Raw genomic sequence first — 19,380 nt, 5'->3', positions numbered from 1 at the left:
CCGGGTGGCGTTTACGCCGGCCCGGCCTACATTATAAGCGTACCCCGCCGCCGCGCGGGGGAAACGCAGAACCAACTTAGAGCAAACCTGCATGTCAAACTCTGTACAGAGCAACAGCGGAGTGCTGGTGCACTTCACGCTGAAACTTGATGATGGCTCCACCGCGGAGTCTACGCGCAATAACGGCAAGCCGGCGCTGTTCCGTCTCGGCGATGCTTCGCTCTCCGAGGGGCTCGAACAGCACCTTCTGGGGCTGAAGGCGGGGGATAAAACCAACTTCTCCCTTGAGCCTGATGCCGCGTTTGGCGTACCCAGCCCGGACCTGATTCAGTACTTCTCCCGCCGCGAATTTATCGATGCGGGCGAACCGGAAATCGGCGCAATTATGCTCTTTACCGCAATGGATGGCAGCGAAATGCCCGGCGTGATTCGGGAAGTTAACGGCGATTCCATCACCGTTGATTTCAACCATCCGCTGGCCGGGCGCACCGTTCATTTTGATATTGAAGTGCTGGAAGTCGATCCGGCGCTGGAGGAGTAAAATGCAGATCCTGTTGGCTAACCCGCGCGGCTTCTGCGCCGGCGTTGACCGCGCTATCAGCATTGTCGAAAACGCGCTGACGCTGTACGGCGCGCCGATCTATGTTCGTCATGAGGTGGTGCATAACCGCTATGTGGTCGATAGCCTGCGCAAGCGCGGCGCTATTTTTATCGAGCAAATCGGTGAAGTGCCGGACGGCGCGATCCTGATTTTCTCCGCTCACGGCGTCTCGCAGGCGGTACGCAACGAAGCGAAAAACCGCGATCTGACGGTTTTCGATGCCACCTGTCCGCTGGTGACTAAGGTCCATATGGAAGTGGCTCGCGCCAGCCGCCGCGGCGAAGAGTCGATTCTGATCGGTCACGCCGGCCACCCGGAAGTTGAGGGGACGATGGGCCAGTACAGCAACCCGCAGGGGGGCATGTATCTGGTGGAGTCGCCGGACGACGTCTGGACGCTGGAGGTGAAAAACGACGCCAGGCTGTCGTTCATGACCCAGACCACGCTCTCCGTTGATGACACCTCTGACGTCATTGACGCCCTGCGCGAGCGCTTCCCGAAAATTGTCGGGCCGCGTAAAGATGATATTTGCTACGCCACCACCAATCGCCAGGAGGCGGTACGCGCGCTGGCGGAGCAGGCGGACGTGGTGCTGGTGGTGGGGTCGAAGAACTCCTCCAACTCCAACCGTCTGGCCGAACTCGCACAGCGCATGGGGAAAGCGGCGTATCTGATCGATGATGCGACCGATATCCAGGAGCCGTGGGTCAAAGCTGCCAAATGCGTAGGCGTGACCGCCGGCGCATCGGCGCCGGATGTCCTGGTACAGAACGTGATCGCTCGCCTGCAGGAGCTGGGCGGCGGTGAAGCGGTGCCGCTGGAAGGACGCGAAGAGAATATCGTATTTGAAGTTCCCAAAGAGCTGCGGGTCGATGTCCGTGAAGTAGAATAAGTTCTTTGCGCCGTCAGTATGCGAAGATGCCAGACTTAACGTCTGGCATTTTTTTTGGAGAGTTTATGCGCTTACCGATCGTTCTTGATACCGATCCCGGCATTGATGATGCGGCGGCGATCGCCGCGGCGCTGTTCGCGCCCGAGCTGGATCTGCAGCTGATGACCACGGTGGCCGGCAACGTGTCGGTAGAAAAAACCACCCGCAATGCGCTGCAGCTGCTGCATTTCTGGAACGCCGACGTACCGCTGGCCCAGGGAGCCTCAATGCCCCTGCTGCGCCCGCTGCGCGATGCGGCCTCCGTGCACGGTGAGTCGGGAATGGAGGGGTATGAGTTTGTCGAGCATCGCTGCCAGCCGCTGCCGAAACCGGCGTTTCAGGCCATTCGCGATGCGCTGATGCATGCCCCGGAGCCGATGACGCTGGTGGCGATTGGCCCGCTGACCAACATTGCGCTGCTGCTGACGCAGTATCCGGAGTGTCGGTTTAACATTCGTTGTCTGGTCATTATGGGCGGGTCCGCCGGGCGAGGTAACTTCACCCCCAATGCGGAGTTCAACATTGCCATCGATCCGGAAGCCGCGGCCAAAGTGTTTCAGAGCGGGCTGGAGATTGTGATGTGCGGACTGGACGTCACGAATCAGGCTATGCTCGCGCCGGAGTACCTCGCCACGCTGCCGACGCTGAACAGGACCGGGAAAATGCTCCACGCGCTGTTCAGCCACTACCGCAGCGGCAGCATGGAGAGCGGGCTGCGCATGCATGACCTGTGCGCCATCGCCTGGCTGGTTCGCCCCGAGCTGTTTACCCTTAAATCGTGCTTTGTGGCGGTCGAAACGCAGGGGAGCTGGACGGCGGGCGCCACGGTCGTGGATATCGAAGGCCGCCTTGGCCAGCCGGCTAACGCCAGCGTGGCGCTGGATCTGGACGTGGCAGGCTTTCAGCGCTGGGTAGCAGAAGTTCTGGCGCTGGCGCCATAGGCCGTTTAGCGGCGATAAATTTTCTCGCTGAGATAGTCAATCATGGCCCGCATTCTGGCGGGCATATGCTTATTTCCCGCCCACAGCAGCCAAAGCTGGCCGGAATAGCTGCTGATAAATTCCCACTCAGCCAGCACCTGCACGATCTCCCCGCGCTCCAGCGCTTCGCGGGCGGTAAACAGCGGCAGGCTGCCAATGCCTAAATTCTGCTTCACCGCATCCAGCCGCACGGCGGTGTGGTTGGCGGCGTAGCGTCCTCGGGTCTGAACGGTCTCTGTTTTTCCTTCACGACGAAATTTCCAGCGCGCATCGGCGGGCGTTTCGCCGAGGCTGATGCAGCTATGGTCGCGCAGATCCTGCGGATTTTGCGGCGCGCCGTGCTGCTGTAAATAGTGCGGGGTGGCGCAGATCACGTGGCTGACCGGCATCAGCGGCTTGCCGTGGAGCCCCGGCGAAGGCGAATGGGTGATACGCAGCGCCAGATCGATACCATCATCAATCAGGTCAAGATAGCGATCTTCGAGACGCAGGCAGACATCGACCTGCGGAAAGCGGGTCAGAAACTCCGTCATCAGCGGATGGATAACAAACCGCCCGACGGCCTTCGGCACGCTGAGCGTCAGCTTGCCTTGCGCCACCTGCTGAGTGCTGCTAGCGGCATCCATCGCCAGGCGCGCGGCTTCCAGCATCTCCAGCGCATGGGCGTAAACCGTCTTTCCGGCATCGCTCAGGCGGAGTTTGCGAGTGGAGCGGTGCAGCAGCTTGCTGCCCATCTCTTGTTCAAGGCGCGAGACGCTGCGGCTGACCGCGGAGGGCGTGGTTCCCGAAAGCCGGGCGACCGCGGAAAAGCTGCCCTGCTCGACGATTTGCACGAAGAGGGCTAAATCGGGAAGTAAGCTTAAATTCATTTGTGCCCTCTAAGCAAAGGTGCATTGACGGATGACGGGATTATCTCTGTGCGTATTATCAATATACTGTGCGCAAAGAGAGGAGAACAACCATGACTGAACGTCTTTATTACACCAGCGATGCCACCGAAGGGCGCGCGCGGGTGGTGAGCTGCGCGGCGCAGGCCGATGGCCGCTACGCAATCGAGCTGGACCGGACGCTGTTTCATCCGCAGGGCGGCGGGCAGCCGGCGGATCGCGGCTGGATAGCGGAGATCGCCGTTGACGGCGTGACGGCGTTTGGCGACAGCATTCTGCACCTTGTCCCGCAGCCGCTGGCCCTGGGCGAGGTGGCGATGCGGATTGATGCCGCAGCGCGGCATCAGCATGCCCGCCTGCACTCCGCAGGCCACCTGATTGGCCTGGCGGGAGAGCAGTGCGGCTGGCAGCCGACGAAAGCCCATCACTGGCCCGGAGAGGGGCGGATTACCTTCACTTCAGGCGCTAACGCGGCCCTGCCGGAGGCCGGCGCTCTGCAGGCAAAGGTTGCCGGCTGGCGGGCGGAAAACCTGCCGCGCCATATCTCCGTGGCCGACGGGCTGCGCAGGGTGGGGTTTGGTTCACTGCCTGCCTATCCCTGCGGCGGTACCCACGTTGCCAGCCTCTCTGAGCTGGGCGAGGTGGTGATAACTCAGGTGAAAATGAAAAAGGGCCAGCTGATCGTGAGCTACACGCTGGCGTGAAGGTACATTTGCGGTGCCGGCTGTGACATCCGCTACAAAGTCATCCGCTCGCCCTTGGGTTAATCGATTAATCTGCTAAGCTGATTGTGCTGTTCTCCTTGGGCCGGAGACAAATATGAATCCTTTCTTTTTCCAGCCACCGCAGGTGGCGTGGGCCAGCGGCCTGTTTTCCGACGGCCCGCTGCTGCGCAAGTCGACGCGTATTCAGGATCTGGTCGGCGTTTTTGCCGATGAGCGAACCCGTCTGACGATGGCGGGCGATCGCGTGGTGTACGAAGTTGAAATACTGGATACCTCCTCCGCACCGGGCGAGCTCTATACCGGCGTAACCCATCTCCAACCCGGCAAAGTCGGGGATGAATTTTTTATGACCCGCGGGCACTTTCACGCCCGCCGCGAGCAGGGCGAAGTCTACTTCGGCCTGCGCGGCGGCGGCCTGCTGCTGCTGCAAAACGAGCGCCGGGAAACCCGTCTGGAGAAGGTATTCGCCGGCTCGGTGCACGTTATCCCCGGCTATACCGCCCACCGGTTAATTAACACCGGCAGCGATATTCTGTCGGCGCTGGCGGTCTGGCCTGCCGCAGCGGGGCATGACTACGCGGCGCTGGGCAGCGGCTTCAGGCTGCGGGTCGTGGAGGAGAACCAGACGATTCAGGCAAAGGAGGTGCAGAATGGCTGACTCCGCCCGCGCCTGGGGCCTGGATATGACGATTCACCAGAACCCTCCTGGTTTTAGCTACGGCAATGACGTGACCGGGCCGATGCCGGAGATCCGTCGCCTCGATGAGATCCGCGCCTCGCTGCGCGATCCGCACTGTGAAGGGCCGGATGAGGTCTATGCGATCGCGATGGACGTGGCGCGCATGCAGGATCGCGATGAGCTGAAAAAGCGCATGCTGCTGTTTGGCGTCGTGACCTACGCCGCCGGAAGGCTGGGGGAAGAGCCGGTGCGCAGCCAGGGCCATATTCATCGTGTCAGCCAGCACAGCGGTTGGTCGCCGCCGGAGCTGTATGAAATCTGGCAGGGGAGGGCGATTATCTATATGCAGGAGCGGGTGGAGGACGACCCGGGCCGCTGCTTTGCGGTGATTGCCGAACCCGGTGATAAGGTGCTGGTGCCGCCGGGGTGGGGGCACGCGACAATTTCCGCCGATCCCGAGGTGCCGCTGACCTTCGGCGCCTGGTGCGATCGGGAGTACGGCTTTGAATATGATGCCGTGCGGGCGCATAAGGGGCTGGCGTGGTACCCGCTGCTGCAGGATAACCACGTCATCTGGCAGCATAATTCACGCTATCTTCCCGGCCGCCTGCAGGCGATTACGCCGCGCCGGTACGTGGAGTTTGGCATCACCTCAGCGCCGATTTATCAGCAATTTATCGACGATCCCGCCCGCCTGCAGTTTATCTCCAGTCCCGACAGGACGGCGGAGCTGTGGCACAACTTTCATCCATAAAAAACCGGGGCGCGATGCCCCGGTTCAGATATTGGCGCTACAGGCGGCGACCCCGGCCTGCAAACCGGGGCCGTGTTCGCGGCTAGCCGGCAAACAGGCCGCTGGCGACGCCTGCCGCAGCCAGCACCAGCAGCATGACCATCGCCTTCACCGGCGAAACGCCGCGCTTCGCCATTAAATACCAGGTCCCCAGCACCACCACCAGCGGCAGGAGCTGCGGGAATATGCCGTCCAGCATCTGCTGCACGTGGATATTGACGCCGTCGCGGGTAATGAACTCCAGCCCGGTTCCCAGCTTCACGTAGCTCGCCGCGACGCCGCCCATCACGAAGACGCCGAGCAGCGACAGGGCCTCGCGCAGGCGGGTGGAGCGGCTGCTGACCAGCATCTCCACCGAGCCGGAGCCCATTTTGTAGCCTTTTAAAAACAGGAACCACGAGCCGGGGATAATAATCGCCAGCCAGGCGACGATATAAAACAGCGGCCCGAGGACGTTGCCGCCCGCCGCCAGCGCCATGCCGATACTCAGCAGAATAGGGATCAGCATTCCCGGGATCATCGAGTCGCCGATCCCGGCGATCGGCCCCATCAGGCCAACCTTCAGGGTGTTGATCGTCTCACCGTCGATGGGCTCGCCGTTGGCTTTTTTCTCTTCCAGTCCGAGCACCATCCCGTTAACGATCGCGCCGATCTGCGGCTCGGTATTGTAGAAGGAGGCGTGGCGGCGCAGCATTTCAGTGCGCTGGGCCGCGTCCGGATAGAGCTTTTTCGCCACCGGCAGCATGCTCAGGCAGAAGCCGAACGACTCCAGGCGCTCAAAGCTCATCGACGAGAGGTTGTGCATCATCCACGCCCGCCAGCAGCGGCGAAGATCTTTACGGTTCAGGGTACGTTCTTCCATCAGAATTCATCCTCATCATCGACGGCCGGCTTGCTGCCCGCGGCCTGCTGCGGTTCCGGCTTATAGTTGTAGTGGATCAGCGCCAGCAGCGAGCCCACGATCACCAGCGCGACCATGTTGAGCTTTAAAAAGACGATGCAGACGAACCCGACGAGAAAATAGATCAGCATGGTGTAGTTCTTGATGATCTGTTTAAGCAGAATCGCGATCCCCACCGCCGGCAGAATGCCGCCCAGCACGTTCATCGTCGCGAGCACGATTTTCGGCAGGCTGTCCATAAAGCCGCTGATGTACTGGGCGCCAAAATAGACCGCAATAAAGGTGGGAACAAAACGCAGAATGAAGTTACTGACCTGCGGCCAGATCGCGCTGTTCAGATAAATACCGCGCTCATCGCCGCGCTCCAGCGCCACGTCGGCGCGGTGGTTCCAGAAGGAGTTCAGCACCATCATCGCATTGAACAAAATCGTGCCGGCGATACCGATAGTCGCCGCCAGCGCCACCGCGACTTCCGGTCCTTTACCCGACAAAATACCCAGCGCAATCGCCGGCCAGGCGACGAAGTTGAGGTCGGCGGGCATTGAGCCGCCCGGCGTCACCATGGCGATATACACCGCCTGGACCGCAACGCCTATCACGATCCCGGTCTTCAGGTCGCCTAAAATCAGGCCGACCAGCATGCCGGAGACCAGCGGCCGGGTAATCAGATACCAGCCGCCGGTCAGGCCTAAAAGCCAGGGGCTGCTGAGGGCCCCCAGATAGCAAAGAATGCCAATCAGCGTAGCTTCGATAATCATCATCCGCTCCTTATTTCAGCTTCTGCCGCGCGTCCTGCCAGCTGTAGCAGCTGGCATCCGGCACCAGACGGAATTCAACGTGATGCCCGCGCTGCACCAGCCAGTCAAAGGCGGCGATCTCGGCGGCGTTAACCGACTGATTCGGCCCAATGGTGGTGGTATCGGCGCGGGCGCTCATCGGGCCAACGTTGATTTTACCGTTGGTATTTTTCAGGCTGATCCCCGCCGCTTCCAGGCGCTGTAAGGTGACCGGGGATTTGCCTATCACGAAATAGCGTTTCTCGCTGGCGATGACTTTGGGTAACTTTTCAATGGCCGTGGCGGTGTCGAACAGCCAGACCTTGAGGTCCTGCACGGCGCCTTTCATCACCGATGAGAGGAGCGGGTCGGCCGCGACGGCGTCGTCAATCGCCACGATACCGTCGCAGGGCAGCTCTTTGGCCCAGCGCGTCACGAGCTGCCCATGGATCACCCGGTCGTCAATACGTACAAAAGAGATACTCATAAGCGTTTTCCTCTAAAAATCATCTGGCTGAACGGCTAAAACCGGGGAGGCTTTAATCAGGGTTGGTACGGTTAACGCCAGCAGCCGTTCGGCAGCGGCGTGGACATCCGTCAGGTGGAGAATCTCTTCACACTGCAGCAGCATCGGGAAATTCACCCCCGCCAGTACGGCGACGGGGGGCGTTGTCTGCGCAGAGAAAGCGTGCAGGCAGGCGACGTTCCACGGCGTTCCGCTTTGCATATCGCACAGCACCAGTACGCCGTCGGCCTGCTGCCCGACGCCGTCCAGCGCGCGGGCAAAATCCTGCTTAAAGCCTTCGATGCCCGCCTGCTCGTCGAGGGTGACGGTTGAGATATACGGCAGCTCGCCGTAAACCATCCGCCCGCTGGCCAGCAGGGCGTCAGCCAGCGGGCCGTGAGTGGCAACAATAACGTTAATCATGACCTTATCCTCTTACCCAGGCTTTGATGGTGGCCAGCTGCTGTCCGCTGCCTTGACCCGCCGGCGAAATACGGTACTCCCCGACGGCGGCCGGAATGATAAAGGTCTCGGCGTAGTGCACGGTGAAGGGGGCAAAGGCGCCGCTCGGGCTGTCGACCACGGCTTCTGCTCCCTCTACCAGGTTCAGAACGTTAACCCCGCCGTGGGTATGGTGCGTGACCGGCGCGCTGAACCAGTGGCGGCGGGTTTCGATAAACTCGCGCTCGTGCATTCCCGTCCGCTCCTCCCGCCAGCCTTCACCTTCGGCAATGGGCTCAATGCGGTTAACCAGGTTGTCGTTGACCCACTGCGTATCGCGCTGCCAGTCAATAACCTGTTCGCCGTGCTGCAGATGCACCGGGCGAGGCAATCCGTCTAAACCTAAACGCCCCCAGTCCCAGAGCTTGAAGGTGAAAATATACGGCGTCGCGCTGATTTCGAGCACCATTGTGCCGCGTCCTGAACAGTGCACCGTACCGGCAGGGATAAGAAAGTGATCGTGCTTACGCGCCGGGATTTGGTTAACGAAGCGCCGATCGTCGAAGGCCTTTTCGCCGCGGCCGGCGGCCTGCAGATCGGCAAGCATTTCCTGCGGTTTGATCCCCGTCTGAGTCCCCAGGTAGACGACGGCTTCCGGCTCCGCCTCGAGGATGTAGTAGCTCTCATCCTGGGTGTAGTGCATACCAAACTGCTGCTGGATATATTCGGTTATCGGATGAACCTGGAAACTCAGGTTTTGCCCGCCGATGGTGTCGAGAAAATCAAACCGGATCGGGAACTCGGCGCCGAAGCGGGCGTGTACCTTTTCACCCAGCAGCGCGCGTGGGTGCAGCAGCACCAGGTCCTGGGAGGGGATCTCGATCCGTACGTCACCAAAACGCAGTAACAGGCTGTTTTCCTCGGGCACGCAATCAAAACACCACGCGTAGTTGGCGGCCGTAGGATCGAGATCGAATCGTTGCTTCATCCACTGCCCGCCCCAGACGCCGGGATCGAAGAAAGGGGCGACGCGGAACGGCTGGGTGGTGGTCTGCTGTAGCCCGGCGCGCAGCGCTTCGCCGCTGACCAGAGCCGGGGCATTTTTTACCGTGGTATCAAGCAAAAAATCGGCGCGTTTGAGCAGCGGCACCTTATGCCGATCGAAGACGCGCCATTCAATGAAAAAGGCGCGCTTGTAGCGGCGGAGGATATCTTCATCCTGATTATCCGCCCCCCAGTTCCCCAGGCCGCTATGGCGCATGCGCTGCTGGATCTCCCAGCGCGGCATGTCGGCGTACACCAGCAGATCGCCGGGATGAACCAGCGCCGCGCCGGGCCCATAGATGACCACGACGCCCTCGCTGACGGCCGCGATCTGCTGGCGCAGGCTATTCAGCTTTTCGGGGGCAAAAAATTCGTCAAGATGGTGACAGGAAAGCACGCCGAACACGCGGTCGTCGGTAAGATTGCGCGCCAGCAGGGCGTGGATTGCCTGCTCGTCGCGGCGAGCGGACTCTACGTTAAGCGTCAGCGCGCCGCAGAGCCCCGGCAGCAGATGCTGTTCCAGCTCTTCCAGCCGCACGCCCGGATAGCAATCGACAACCAGCACGGTTCTCGCGGCCGCCGACGTCCTGGCGCTAAGCGCGGTACGGATGGACTCCCAGCCCTGCCAGGCGTGGTCGTCATAGCCCCGAATCGCAACCTCAGGGTATTTGTTATAGGTCGTTTGCATTTTCACTCTCCATATTGGCTAAATGAAGATTAATCGATTAACCTTGTTTTGGCAGTGTGGTTAACGCGATTAACCCGCCATAATCGACAAGTCAGGGGGCGAAATGGCCTTTAATGTGAAGGCAGTCACAGGGAAAAATACAAAATACAGGTTATTCGATTAACCTGTGGCGAATAAACGGGAGGGGTGATGACGACAGTGACGCTGGCGCAGGTGGCGGAAAGAGCAGGGGTATCGACGGCGACCGTTTCGATGGTGCTGCGTAACCGGGGGCGGATTTCACAGGCCACGCGCGAAAGGGTACTCAAGGCGCTGGATGACGCGGGTTATGTCTACAACCAGACCGCCGCCAATCTGCGCAACCGCAGCAGTAATCAGGTCGGGCTGCTGCTGCACGATATTACTAACCCCTTTTATGGCGAGATGACGGCGGGCCTGAGCCATGAAATGGAGCGGCACGACCTGCTGCTGTTTCTGGCTAACAGCGAAGAGTCGGGGGAACGCCAGCAAAAATTTGTCGATTCGCTGATGCGTAATAACGCCTGCGGCATGGTGCTGTGCGCCGCGCGGGCAACGCCGACCTCATTTTTTGAAGCCCTGAAACGGCGCAATATTCCGGCCATTATGGTGGTTCGCCCGCTCAGCGATCCGGATTTTGATTTCGTCGGCACCGACAACTTCCTTGGCACCCAGATGGCGACGCGGCATTTGCTGAAAATGGGCCACCAGAATATTGCCTTTATCGGCGGTAGCCCGAGTTCAGGCACCCGGGCGCAGCGCATTGGCGGCTTTACCAGCACGCTGCTGGAAAGCGGGATCTCGCCCAATCCGCAGTGGATTGTTACCGCGCAGGCCAGCCAGATTGACGGTGCGAAGGTGGCGGAGGATCTGCTGTCCCGCTATCCGGAGATTACGGCGGCGGTCTGCTATCAGGATATCGTGGCGCTGGGGGTGATGCAGGCGCTGCGCAAAACGGGCCGTGAACCGGGGCGGGATTTCGCGCTGGTGGGCTTCGATGATATTACCGAAGCGGCGCTGGTACAGCCGGCGCTGACCACCGTATCGGTGGCGGCGAAAGAGATCGGCCGTAAAGCGGGGGAGCTGTTGTATAGCCGTATTCAGGGTAATGATGAGCCGCCGAAACGGATTATCCTGCCGCCGGCGCTGGTCATCCGTGAATCATGCGGATTTCGCCGGGAAGAGTCAGCGATATCAGGCCGTTAGCGGCGTGTTTCGCGCGCTATCTGCTGGCGAAGCGGCGCTTTAGCGCGACGATATCTCTCCTTCGTACGATGACAAACATATAGTTTTTACTGATATCGACCGCGGTTTGTCATAAATTTCTAATTATCGGCGTTTTTGAGTAGCGGCCCATCGATGGGCTGGTTACTCTGAAAACAATTTACGTAAAGTTAACAAAAGAGAATAGCTATGCATGATGCACAAATCCGCGTGGCCATCGCGGGCGCGGGCGGCCGGATGGGACGCCAGTTAATTCAGGCGGTACAGCAGATGGACGGCGTGGCGCTTGGCGCGGCGCTGGAGCGCGATGGCTCCTCCCTGATCGGCAGCGACGCCGGCGAACTGGCGGGCGCAGGCAACATGGGCGTCACGGTGCAAAGCAGCCTGGCGGCGGTCAAAGATGATTTTGATGTGCTGATCGATTTCACCCGCCCGGAAGGGACGCTGACCCACCTCGCATTCTGCCGCGAGCACGGTAAAGGGATGGTGATCGGCACCACCGGTTTTGATGACGCGGGGAAACAGGCCATTCGCGATGCGGCGCAGGAGATTGCTATCGTCTTTGCGGCCAATTTCAGCGTCGGCGTCAACGTACTGCTCAAGCTGCTGGAAAAGGCGGCGAAGGTGATGGGCGACTACACTGATATTGAAATTATTGAAGCGCACCATCGGCATAAAGTGGATGCCCCGTCGGGGACCGCGCTGGCGATGGGCGAGGCGATTGCCGGTGCGCTGAACAAAGATCTGAAAGATTGCGCGGTCTACAGTCGTGAAGGCTACACCGGCGAACGCGTTCCGGGAACGATCGGCTTTGCCACGGTGCGCGCGGGGGATATCGTCGGCGAACATACGGCGATGTTCGCCGATATTGGCGAACGTATTGAGATCAGCCATAAGGCATCAAGCCGGATGACCTTTGCCAACGGCGCGGTTCGCTCGGCATTATGGCTGAAAGGCAAGAAAAGCGGTCTCTTTGATATGCGTGACGTCCTTGAACTGAACTCTTTATAAGGTTTATTACCCATCGTGATGTGGTTATGGCATTCAATAAGTAATTGATTGCAGAGGGCAATGTTTTATTGCCCTTTTTATTTTTTACGGATTTTTCTGTCTTTTTGATTAAGATCGCTATAATCTGCGATTATCCTGCCTTTAACTGTTACTTTTATGTGAATTTTGACCATCTGGTCTACTTTTTCATGTTGATGGGCAATGTTTTACAATCCAGACGCTGCGCAAGCGTTTTCTAAGGCTAGTTTGTTGATCTTTTTAGCCGCTAAAGCAGCGCTAATGAGCCAGTGGCGTAAAATGATATTAAAAATATGCGCTTTAAGTTGACTTTTCCCCGACATCTCTCCAGAATGCCGCCGTTTGCCAGAAATCCATAGGTAAGCAAATTTGCATTGATTCATGCTACGCGAATGCATTAATATGCAAATAAAGTGAGTGAATATTCTCTGGAGGGTGTTTTGATTAAGTCAGCGCTATTGGTTCTGGAAGACGGAACCCAGTTTCACGGTCGGGCCATCGGGGCAACGGGCACGGCGGTTGGGGAAGTCGTTTTCAATACTTCAATGACCGGTTATCAAGAAATCCTCACTGATCCTTCCTATTCTCGCCAAATTGTCACCCTTACTTATCCCCATATCGGTAATGTCGGCACCAACGCCGCCGACGAAGAGTCTTCCCAGGTGCATGCTCAGGGTCTGGTTATTCGCGACCTGCCGCTGATTGCCAGCAACTTCCGTAATACCGAAGACCTCTCTTCTTACCTCAAGCGCCATAACATCGTGGCGATTGCCGATATCGATACCCGTAAGCTGACCCGCCTGCTGCGTGAAAAAGGCGCGCAGAACGGCTGCATCATCGTTGGCGATAGCCTCGACGCGCAGCTGGCGCTGGAAAAGGCAAAAGCATTCCCAGGCCTCAACGGGATGGACCTGGCGAAGGAAGTCACCACCTCAGAAACCTACAGCTGGACGCAGGGGAGCTGGACTCTGGAGGGCGACCTGCCGGAAGCGAAGGCGGAAAGCGAGCTGCCGTTCCACGTGGTGGCCTACGATTTCGGCGCTAAGCGCAACATCCTGCGCATGCTGGTGGATCGCGGCTGCCGCCTGACGGTCGTGCCGGCAAAAACCTCTGCAGAAGAGGTTCTGAAACTGAATCCAGACGGCATCTTCCTCTCCAACGGCCCAGGCGACCCGGCGCCGTGCGACTATGCGATTGAGGCAATTGAGAAATTCCTCACCACCGATATTCCGGTATTCGGCATCTGCCTCGGCCATCAGCTGCTGGCGCTGGCGAGCGGAGCGAAGACCGTTAAGATGAAGTTCGGCCACCACGGCGGCAACCACCCGGTTAAAGATATTGATAACAACGTGGTGATGATTACCGCGCAGAACCACGGTTTTGCAGTAGACGAAGCCTCCATGCCGGCTAACCTGCGGGTGACCCACAAGTCCCTGTTCGACGGTACGCTGCAGGGCATTCACCGCACCGATAAGCCGGCCTTCAGCTTCCAGGGACACCCGGAGGCGAGCCCAGGCCCGCACGATGCCGCGCCGTTGTTCGACCATTTCATCGAGTTAATTGAGCAGTACCGCCAGTCCGCGAAATAATCAGGAGAAAAAAGCCATGCCAAAACGTACAGATATAAAAAGCATCCTGATTCTTGGCGCTGGCCCGATCGTTATCGGCCAGGCTTGTGAATTTGACTACTCTGGCGCCCAGGCCTGTAAAGCCCTGCGCGAAGAGGGTTACCGCGTCATTCTGGTGAACTCTAACCCAGCCACCATCATGACCGACCCGGAAATGGCCGATGCCACCTATATTGAGCCGATCCACTGGGAAGTGGTACGCAAAATCATCGAAAAAGAGCGTCCGGATGCGGTACTGCCGACCATGGGCGGCCAGACGGCGCTGAACTGCGCGCTGGAGCTGGAACGTCAGGGCGTGCTGGAAGAGTTTGGCGTCACCATGATTGGCGCCACCGCCGACGCGATTGATAAAGCGGAAGACCGTCGTCGCTTCGACGTGGCGATGAAGAAAATTGGCCTCGACACCGCACGTTCCGGTATCGCGCACACGATGGAAGAAGCGCTGGCGGTTGCCGCTGACGTGGGCTATCCGTGCATCATCCGTCCCTCCTTCACCATGGGCGGAACCGGCGGCGGTATCGCCTATAACCGCGAAGAGTTTGAAGAAATTTGTACCCGCGGCCTGGATCTCTCTCCGACCAACGAACTGCTGATCGATGAATCGCTGATCGGCTGGAAAGAGTACGAGATGGAAGTGGTGCGCGATAAGAACGACAACTGCATCATCGTCTGCTCCATCGAAAACTTCGACGCGATGGGCATCCATACCGGTGACTCCATCACCGTGGCCCCGGCGCAAACCCTGACCGATAAAGAGTACCAGGTGATGCGTAACGCCTCGATGGCGGTGCTGCGCGAAATCGGCGTTGAAACCGGCGGTTCCAACGTCCAGTTCTCGGTGAACCCGAAAGACGGTCGCCTGATTGTTATCGAAATGAACCCGCGCGTATCACGCTCTTCGGCGCTGGCTTCGAAAGCGACCGGCTTCCCGATTGCCAAAGTGGCGGCGAAGCTGGCGGTGGGCTACACCCTTGATGAGCTGATGAACGACATTACCGGCGGCCGTACCCCGGCATCGTTCGAACCCTCTATCGACTACGTCGTCACCAAGATCCCGCGCTTCAACTTCGAGAAGTTCGTCGGCGCTAACGACCGCCTGACCACGCAGATGAAATCGGTCGGCGAAGTGATGGCGATTGGCCGCACCCAGCAGGAGTCGCTGCAGAAAGCGCTGCGCGGCCTGGAAGTGGGCGCAACCGGCTTTGACCCTAAAGTGAGCCTCGACGACCCGGAAGCGCTGACCAAAATTCGCCGCGAGCTGAAAGACGCCGGCGCCGAGCGTATCTGGTACATCGCCGACGCCTTCCGCGCGGGCCTGTCCGTTGACGGCGTCTTCAACCTGACCAACATCGATCGCTGGTTCCTGGTGCAGATTGAAGAGCTGGTGCGCCTGGAAGAGAAAGTGGAGGAGGCCGGCATCAACGGCCTTGACGCTGACTTCCTGCGGATGCTTAAGCGTAAAGGCTTTGCCGACGCGCGTCTGGCTAAGCTGGCGGGCGTTCGCGAGGCGGAAATCCGCAAGCTGCGCGACCAGTACAACCTGCACCCGGTCTACAAGCGCGTGGATACCTGCGCGGCGGAGTTCGCAACGGATACCGCCTACATGTACTCAACCTATGAAGACGAGTGTGAAGCGAACCCGTCGGTTGACCGCGATAAAATTATGGTGCTTGGCGGCGGCCCGAACCGTATCGGTCAGGGTATCGAATTCGATTACTGCTGCGTGCACGCCTCGCTGGCGCTGCGCGAAGATGGTTACGAAACCATTATGGTTAACTGTAACCCGGAAACCGTGTCCACCGACTACGACACCTCCGACCGCCTGTACTTTGAGCCGGTCACCCTCGAAGACGTGCTGGAAATCGTGCGTATCGAGAAGCCGAAGGGCGTTATCGTTCAGTACGGCGGCCAGACTCCGCTGAAGCTGGCGCGCGCGCTGGAAGCGGCCGGCGTGCCGGTTATCGGCACCAGCCCGGACGCGATTGACCGTGCGGAAGACCGCGAGCGTTTCCAGCAGGCGGTTGACCGTCTGAAGCTGAAACAGCCGGCGAACGCCACCGTGACCGCGATTGAGATGGCCGTTGAGAAGGCCAAAGAGATTGGCTACCCGCTGGTGGTGCGTCCGTCCTACGTTCTCGGCGGTCGGGCGATGGAAATCGTCTACGACGAGGTTGACCTGCGTCGCTACTTCCAGACCGCGGTAAGCGTCTCTAACGACGCGCCGGTGCTGCTGGACCGTTTCCTTGACGATGCGGTAGAAGTTGACGTTGACGCTATCTGCGACGGCGAGATGGTGCTGATTGGCGGCATTATGGAGCACATCGAGCAGGCCGGCGTTCACTCCGGCGACTCCGCGTGCTCTCTGCCAGCCTACACCCTGAGCCAGGACATTCAGAACGTGATGCGCGAGCAGGTGCAGAAGCTGGCCTTCGAGCTGCAGGTACGCGGGTTGATGAACGTGCAGTTCGCGGTCAAAAACAACGAAGTGTATTTGATTGAAGTGAACCCGCGCGCCGCGCGTACCGTACCGTTTGTCTCCAAAGCCACCGGCGTTCCGCTGGCTAAAGTGGCGGCACGCGTCATGGCCGGCCAAACGCTGGCGCAGCAGGGCGTGACCAAAGAGATTATCCCGCCGTATTACTCGGTAAAAGAAGTGGTGCTGCCGTTCAACAAGTTCCCGGGCGTTGACCCGCTGTTAGGGCCTGAAATGCGCTCTACCGGGGAAGTGATGGGCGTCGGCCGCACCTTTGCGGAAGCCTTCGCCAAGGCGCAGCTGGGCAGCAGCTCGACGATGAAAAAACATGGCCGCGCGCTGCTCTCCGTGCGTGAAGGCGACAAAGAGCGCGTGGTGGACCTCGCGGCTAAGCTGCTGAAGTTCGGCTTCGAGCTGGATGCCACCCACGGTACCGCGATTGTTCTCGGCGAAGCCGGTATCAATCCGCGCCTGGTGAACAAGGTGCATGAAGGTCGTCCGCATATTCAGGACCGTATCAAGAACGGCGAATACACCTACATCATCAACACCACCGAAGGCCGCCAGGCGATTGAAGACTCCAAGCTGATTCGCCGCAGCGCCCTGCAGTACAAGGTGCATTACGACACCACCCTGAACGGCGGCTTCGCCACGGCGATGGCGCTGAACGCCAACGCTATGGAGAAGGTGACCTCGGTTCAGGAAATGCACGCGCAAATCAAAAAATAAGCCGTTCCGGCGCTGCCGGCTGCGGAACCAAACGGGCTGACGTTATCGTCGGCCCGTTTTTTTATGTTGGTCATCTTCGGAGAGTTCTGCTTTTAACTTCCCCCCTGCTCGGGCTAACTATAATTAGCACGATAACAATACTCATTGACGAAAAAACAGGAGGATACAATGCGGAACAAAATTCTGGTGGCATCCGCGCTGGCAGCGACGGCAGTGTTGTTTGTGGCGGGGTGCTCATCAAATCAGTCGCTGAAAACCACCGATGGCAGAACCATCGTGACGGACGGCAAGCCGCAGGTGGATAGCGATACCGGCATGGTCTCTTACAAAAATGCCGCAACCGGCCGCACCGAGCAGATCAATCGCGATCAGGTGAAATCGATGGACGAGCTGGATAACTAATCGTTATCCAGGGCCCCGCGAGGGTGAATGCGGGGCCGGTTATCGTTACCGGTTTTACAGCAGGGCGTGGTCTATTTTGACGATAATTTTACGCAGCGGCGCGCCGGCATCCGTGGCGCCCATCGGCCGATGAAGCTCGCCGGGAAACAGAATCGCCAGCTCCTCAGGATGTAAGTGAATCAGCGTTTCGCTGCTAATTTCTGTGCAAAAGCCAATATCATGGGCGTCCTTAAACGGCCCGTCCGCGGTGATTGTCAGCCCTTTATTTCCGGCGCCAATAATCTCAGTCCCTGCCAGCACGATATGAATATCGATGTACTGACGATGGTACTCCGGGCGCTGTTCCGCCAGCGGGCGCGTCTGGCCTTCGACCACGGTGAAAAACAGGTTATCGCCATCGACCGTATATTTCCCCGGCGGCAGCGAGTGCGGGTCCTGCTGGACGACAGCCTGCAGCGCCTGACGAATAACCGACGGATAGAACGTATTTTTTGCCGCAGCGGTTAAGGTATCAATAATCATGCCGGCATTCCCTGTAGTGATTTATGCTCTAGTAAATGTAATGACTGCGCCACGATGCTGGCGACGTCGGGGGCAATATCAACGGCTAAAATATCGCTCTCGCTGGCGTCCGGCGTCTCCAGCGCGGCAAACTGGCTGCGCAGCAGCGCCTCCGGCATAAAATGCCCCTTACGCTGCTGCATCCGCTGCAGAATGCATTCGTAATCGCCGGTCAGCCACAGAAAGCGCAGATTGCCGCTGCCCTCGCGCAGCCGATCGCGGTAGCGCTTCTTCAGCGCCGAGCACACCAGCACGCCCGACTCATTCTTCTGCTCAAGGCTAAAAATCACGTCCGCAATCCGTTCCAGCCACGGTCCGCGATCTTCGTCATTGAGCGGCTGGCTGGCGGCCATTTTGACGATGTTCTGCCGTGGATGAAGATCGTCTCCATCGATAAATTTCGCGCCGAGCGCCTGGGCTAACGCCTGGCCGACGGTGGTCTTTCCGGTGCCTGAGACACCCATCAAAATAATGCATTGCCCTGCCATAATGCGCTCCTTACTTAGACAGCAACCAGCATGCCGCCATCGACGAACAGCAGATGACCGTTGACGAAATCAGAGGCTTTAGACGACAGGAACACCGCTGCGCCAACCAGCTCCTGCGGATCGCCCCAGCGGGCGGCCGGCGTGCGTTTGCACAGCCAGTCGGTGAAGGCTTTATCATCAACCAGCGCCTGGGTCATGGCGGTTTTAAAGTAGCCCGGCGCGATGCCGTTGACCTGGATGTTATAGCGGGCCAGCTCGACGCACATGCCGCGGGTCAGCATTTTTACCGCGCCTTTGGCGGCGGCGTACGGCGTAATGGTGTCGCGGCCAAGCTCGCTCTGCATTGAACAGATATTGACGATTTTTCCGCGCTGGCGAGCGACCATTCGTTTCGCCACGGCCTGGGAGACGAGGAATACCGCGGTTTGGTTCACGGAAATAACATCGTTCCATTCCTGTACCGGAAATTCGGTAAACGGATGGCGACGCTGAATGCCCGCATTATTAAATAATACGTCGATGGCACCAATTTCCTCTTCGATGTGACTAATTGCCTGCTCGACGGAATCAGCATCGGTAACATTAAATACCGCCGCATGAGCGATGGCGCCTTCGTCACGTAATTTCATGACCGCATCATCTGCACGGCTGGCAGAAATATCGTTGATAATAATTTCTGCGCCATATTGTGCAAGGCCCTGCGCCATGACAAAACCAATACCTTGCCCGGCGCCAGTAATTAAAATGCGTTTGCCTTGTAAGCTGAAAAGATCTTTCATCTTGATATCCTGATTAACGGCTGAATATAAATGACGGTGTGCGCTTTTATTCCTGATCCACAAAAAGGTGAAGCGGAAGAACCTGTGCTCTATCTCAC

The 19,380-nt window shown here is 58.8% G+C and carries 20 protein-coding genes; 11 read left to right on the top strand and 9 right to left on the bottom strand.

Annotated features, from left to right (window positions below):
- Positions 1-91: 91 nt before the first annotated feature.
- The 3 genes from fkpB (at position 92) to rihC (ending at position 2,473) form a co-directional block, all read left to right on the top strand.
- On the top strand, positions 92-541 hold the full coding sequence (gene fkpB, locus QFI97_RS01220; RefSeq protein WP_045860016.1) for an FKBP-type peptidyl-prolyl cis-trans isomerase: 450 nt from the start codon (positions 92-94) through the stop codon (positions 539-541).
- A 1-nt stretch (position 542) separates the two neighbouring features.
- Positions 543-1,493: a 4-hydroxy-3-methylbut-2-enyl diphosphate reductase gene (gene ispH, locus QFI97_RS01215; protein WP_346430422.1), complete on the top strand. Its 951-nt coding sequence runs from the start codon at positions 543-545 to the stop codon at positions 1,491-1,493.
- Positions 1,494-1,558: 65 nt separating this feature from the next.
- Complete coding sequence (rihC, locus tag QFI97_RS01210) at positions 1,559-2,473, top strand: ribonucleoside hydrolase RihC (protein ID WP_346430421.1); 915 nt, start codon at positions 1,559-1,561, stop codon at positions 2,471-2,473.
- A gap of 5 nt (positions 2,474-2,478) precedes the next feature.
- Here rihC and QFI97_RS01205 read toward each other — a convergent pair whose 3' ends face one another.
- The gene (locus tag QFI97_RS01205) at positions 2,479-3,381 is read right to left on the bottom strand and encodes a LysR family transcriptional regulator (RefSeq protein ID WP_346430420.1); all 903 of its coding nucleotides are present in this window, start codon (positions 3,379-3,381) and stop codon (positions 2,479-2,481) included.
- A 92-nt stretch (positions 3,382-3,473) separates the two neighbouring features.
- Between QFI97_RS01205 and QFI97_RS01200 the strand changes: the two genes are divergently transcribed.
- The 3 genes from QFI97_RS01200 (at position 3,474) to QFI97_RS01190 (ending at position 5,557) form a co-directional block, all read left to right on the top strand.
- Positions 3,474-4,103, top strand: a complete 630-nt coding sequence (locus QFI97_RS01200; RefSeq protein ID WP_346430419.1) for an alanyl-tRNA editing protein — start codon at positions 3,474-3,476, stop codon at positions 4,101-4,103.
- Between the two features lie 115 nt (positions 4,104-4,218).
- The gene (locus QFI97_RS01195; protein ID WP_346430418.1) at positions 4,219-4,782 is read left to right on the top strand and encodes a glucose-6-phosphate isomerase family protein; all 564 of its coding nucleotides are present in this window, start codon (positions 4,219-4,221) and stop codon (positions 4,780-4,782) included.
- A complete protein-coding gene (locus QFI97_RS01190) occupies positions 4,775-5,557 on the top strand; it encodes a glucose-6-phosphate isomerase family protein (protein ID WP_331834532.1) in 783 nt (260 codons plus the stop codon). Before QFI97_RS01195 ends, QFI97_RS01190 begins: the two co-directional genes overlap by 8 nt.
- A gap of 82 nt (positions 5,558-5,639) precedes the next feature.
- On the opposite strand, the gene QFI97_RS01185 is transcribed toward QFI97_RS01190, so the two are convergent.
- Genes QFI97_RS01185 through QFI97_RS01165 form a run of 5 tightly spaced genes read right to left on the bottom strand, consistent with a single transcriptional unit; the run spans position 5,640 to position 9,951 of the window.
- On the bottom strand, positions 5,640-6,458 hold the full coding sequence (locus QFI97_RS01185; protein ID WP_095103869.1) for a PTS system mannose/fructose/sorbose family transporter subunit IID: 819 nt from the start codon (positions 6,456-6,458) through the stop codon (positions 5,640-5,642).
- Entirely contained in the window at positions 6,458-7,255 is a 798-nt protein-coding gene (locus QFI97_RS01180) for a PTS mannose/fructose/sorbose/N-acetylgalactosamine transporter subunit IIC (protein ID WP_095103867.1), read from the bottom strand. The genes QFI97_RS01185 and QFI97_RS01180 overlap by 1 nt, the downstream gene beginning before the upstream one ends.
- Before the next feature lie 10 nt (positions 7,256-7,265).
- The gene (locus QFI97_RS01175) at positions 7,266-7,760 is read right to left on the bottom strand and encodes a PTS sugar transporter subunit IIB (protein ID WP_346430417.1); all 495 of its coding nucleotides are present in this window, start codon (positions 7,758-7,760) and stop codon (positions 7,266-7,268) included.
- A 12-nt stretch (positions 7,761-7,772) separates the two neighbouring features.
- Positions 7,773-8,201, bottom strand: coding sequence for a PTS sugar transporter subunit IIA (locus tag QFI97_RS01170; protein WP_346430416.1), 429 nt, complete (start codon positions 8,199-8,201; stop codon positions 7,773-7,775).
- Between the two features lie 4 nt (positions 8,202-8,205).
- The gene (locus tag QFI97_RS01165; protein ID WP_346430415.1) at positions 8,206-9,951 is read right to left on the bottom strand and encodes a class I mannose-6-phosphate isomerase; all 1,746 of its coding nucleotides are present in this window, start codon (positions 9,949-9,951) and stop codon (positions 8,206-8,208) included.
- Between the two features lie 189 nt (positions 9,952-10,140).
- On the opposite strand from QFI97_RS01165, the gene QFI97_RS01160 reads away from it, so the two are divergent.
- From QFI97_RS01160 to QFI97_RS01140, 5 genes are all read left to right on the top strand, one after another.
- Entirely contained in the window at positions 10,141-11,175 is a 1,035-nt protein-coding gene (locus tag QFI97_RS01160; protein WP_346430414.1) for a LacI family DNA-binding transcriptional regulator, read from the top strand.
- Between the two features lie 207 nt (positions 11,176-11,382).
- Positions 11,383-12,204 (top strand): 4-hydroxy-tetrahydrodipicolinate reductase, encoded by an 822-nt coding sequence (gene dapB / locus QFI97_RS01155; RefSeq protein ID WP_346430413.1) that lies wholly within the window; start codon positions 11,383-11,385, stop codon positions 12,202-12,204.
- Between the two features lie 458 nt (positions 12,205-12,662).
- Complete coding sequence (gene carA, locus QFI97_RS01150) at positions 12,663-13,811, top strand: glutamine-hydrolyzing carbamoyl-phosphate synthase small subunit (RefSeq protein ID WP_095103855.1); 1,149 nt, start codon at positions 12,663-12,665, stop codon at positions 13,809-13,811.
- Positions 13,812-13,827: 16 nt separating this feature from the next.
- Positions 13,828-17,052 carry a carbamoyl-phosphate synthase large subunit gene (gene carB, locus QFI97_RS01145; protein WP_095103853.1) on the top strand — a complete coding sequence of 1,075 codons (3,225 nt, stop codon included), beginning with the start codon at positions 13,828-13,830 and terminating at the stop codon, positions 17,050-17,052.
- A 168-nt stretch (positions 17,053-17,220) separates the two neighbouring features.
- Positions 17,221-17,454, top strand: a complete 234-nt coding sequence (locus QFI97_RS01140; RefSeq protein ID WP_041143999.1) for a YgdI/YgdR family lipoprotein — start codon at positions 17,221-17,223, stop codon at positions 17,452-17,454.
- Between the two features lie 54 nt (positions 17,455-17,508).
- Here QFI97_RS01140 and QFI97_RS01135 read toward each other — a convergent pair whose 3' ends face one another.
- From QFI97_RS01135 to idnO, 3 genes are read right to left on the bottom strand one after another with little or no spacing between them, the layout of a single operon-like run.
- A complete protein-coding gene (locus QFI97_RS01135; RefSeq protein ID WP_095103851.1) occupies positions 17,509-17,976 on the bottom strand; it encodes a NanQ anomerase/TabA/YiaL family protein in 468 nt (155 codons plus the stop codon).
- The gene (locus QFI97_RS01130; RefSeq protein ID WP_346430412.1) at positions 17,973-18,503 is read right to left on the bottom strand and encodes a gluconokinase; all 531 of its coding nucleotides are present in this window, start codon (positions 18,501-18,503) and stop codon (positions 17,973-17,975) included. Before QFI97_RS01130 ends, QFI97_RS01135 begins: the two co-directional genes overlap by 4 nt.
- A 14-nt stretch (positions 18,504-18,517) precedes the next feature.
- The gene (idnO, locus tag QFI97_RS01125) at positions 18,518-19,282 is read right to left on the bottom strand and encodes a gluconate 5-dehydrogenase (RefSeq protein WP_095103847.1); all 765 of its coding nucleotides are present in this window, start codon (positions 19,280-19,282) and stop codon (positions 18,518-18,520) included.
- Positions 19,283-19,380: the final 98 nt, after the last annotated feature.

The sequence above is a fragment of the Klebsiella scottii genome (assembly GCF_036561945.1).
Taxonomy (GTDB): Bacteria; Pseudomonadota; Gammaproteobacteria; order Enterobacterales; family Enterobacteriaceae; genus Klebsiella; species Klebsiella scottii.
The sequence above is the reverse complement of the archived record's forward strand: the minus strand, read 5'-3'. Positions and strand labels throughout refer to the sequence as shown.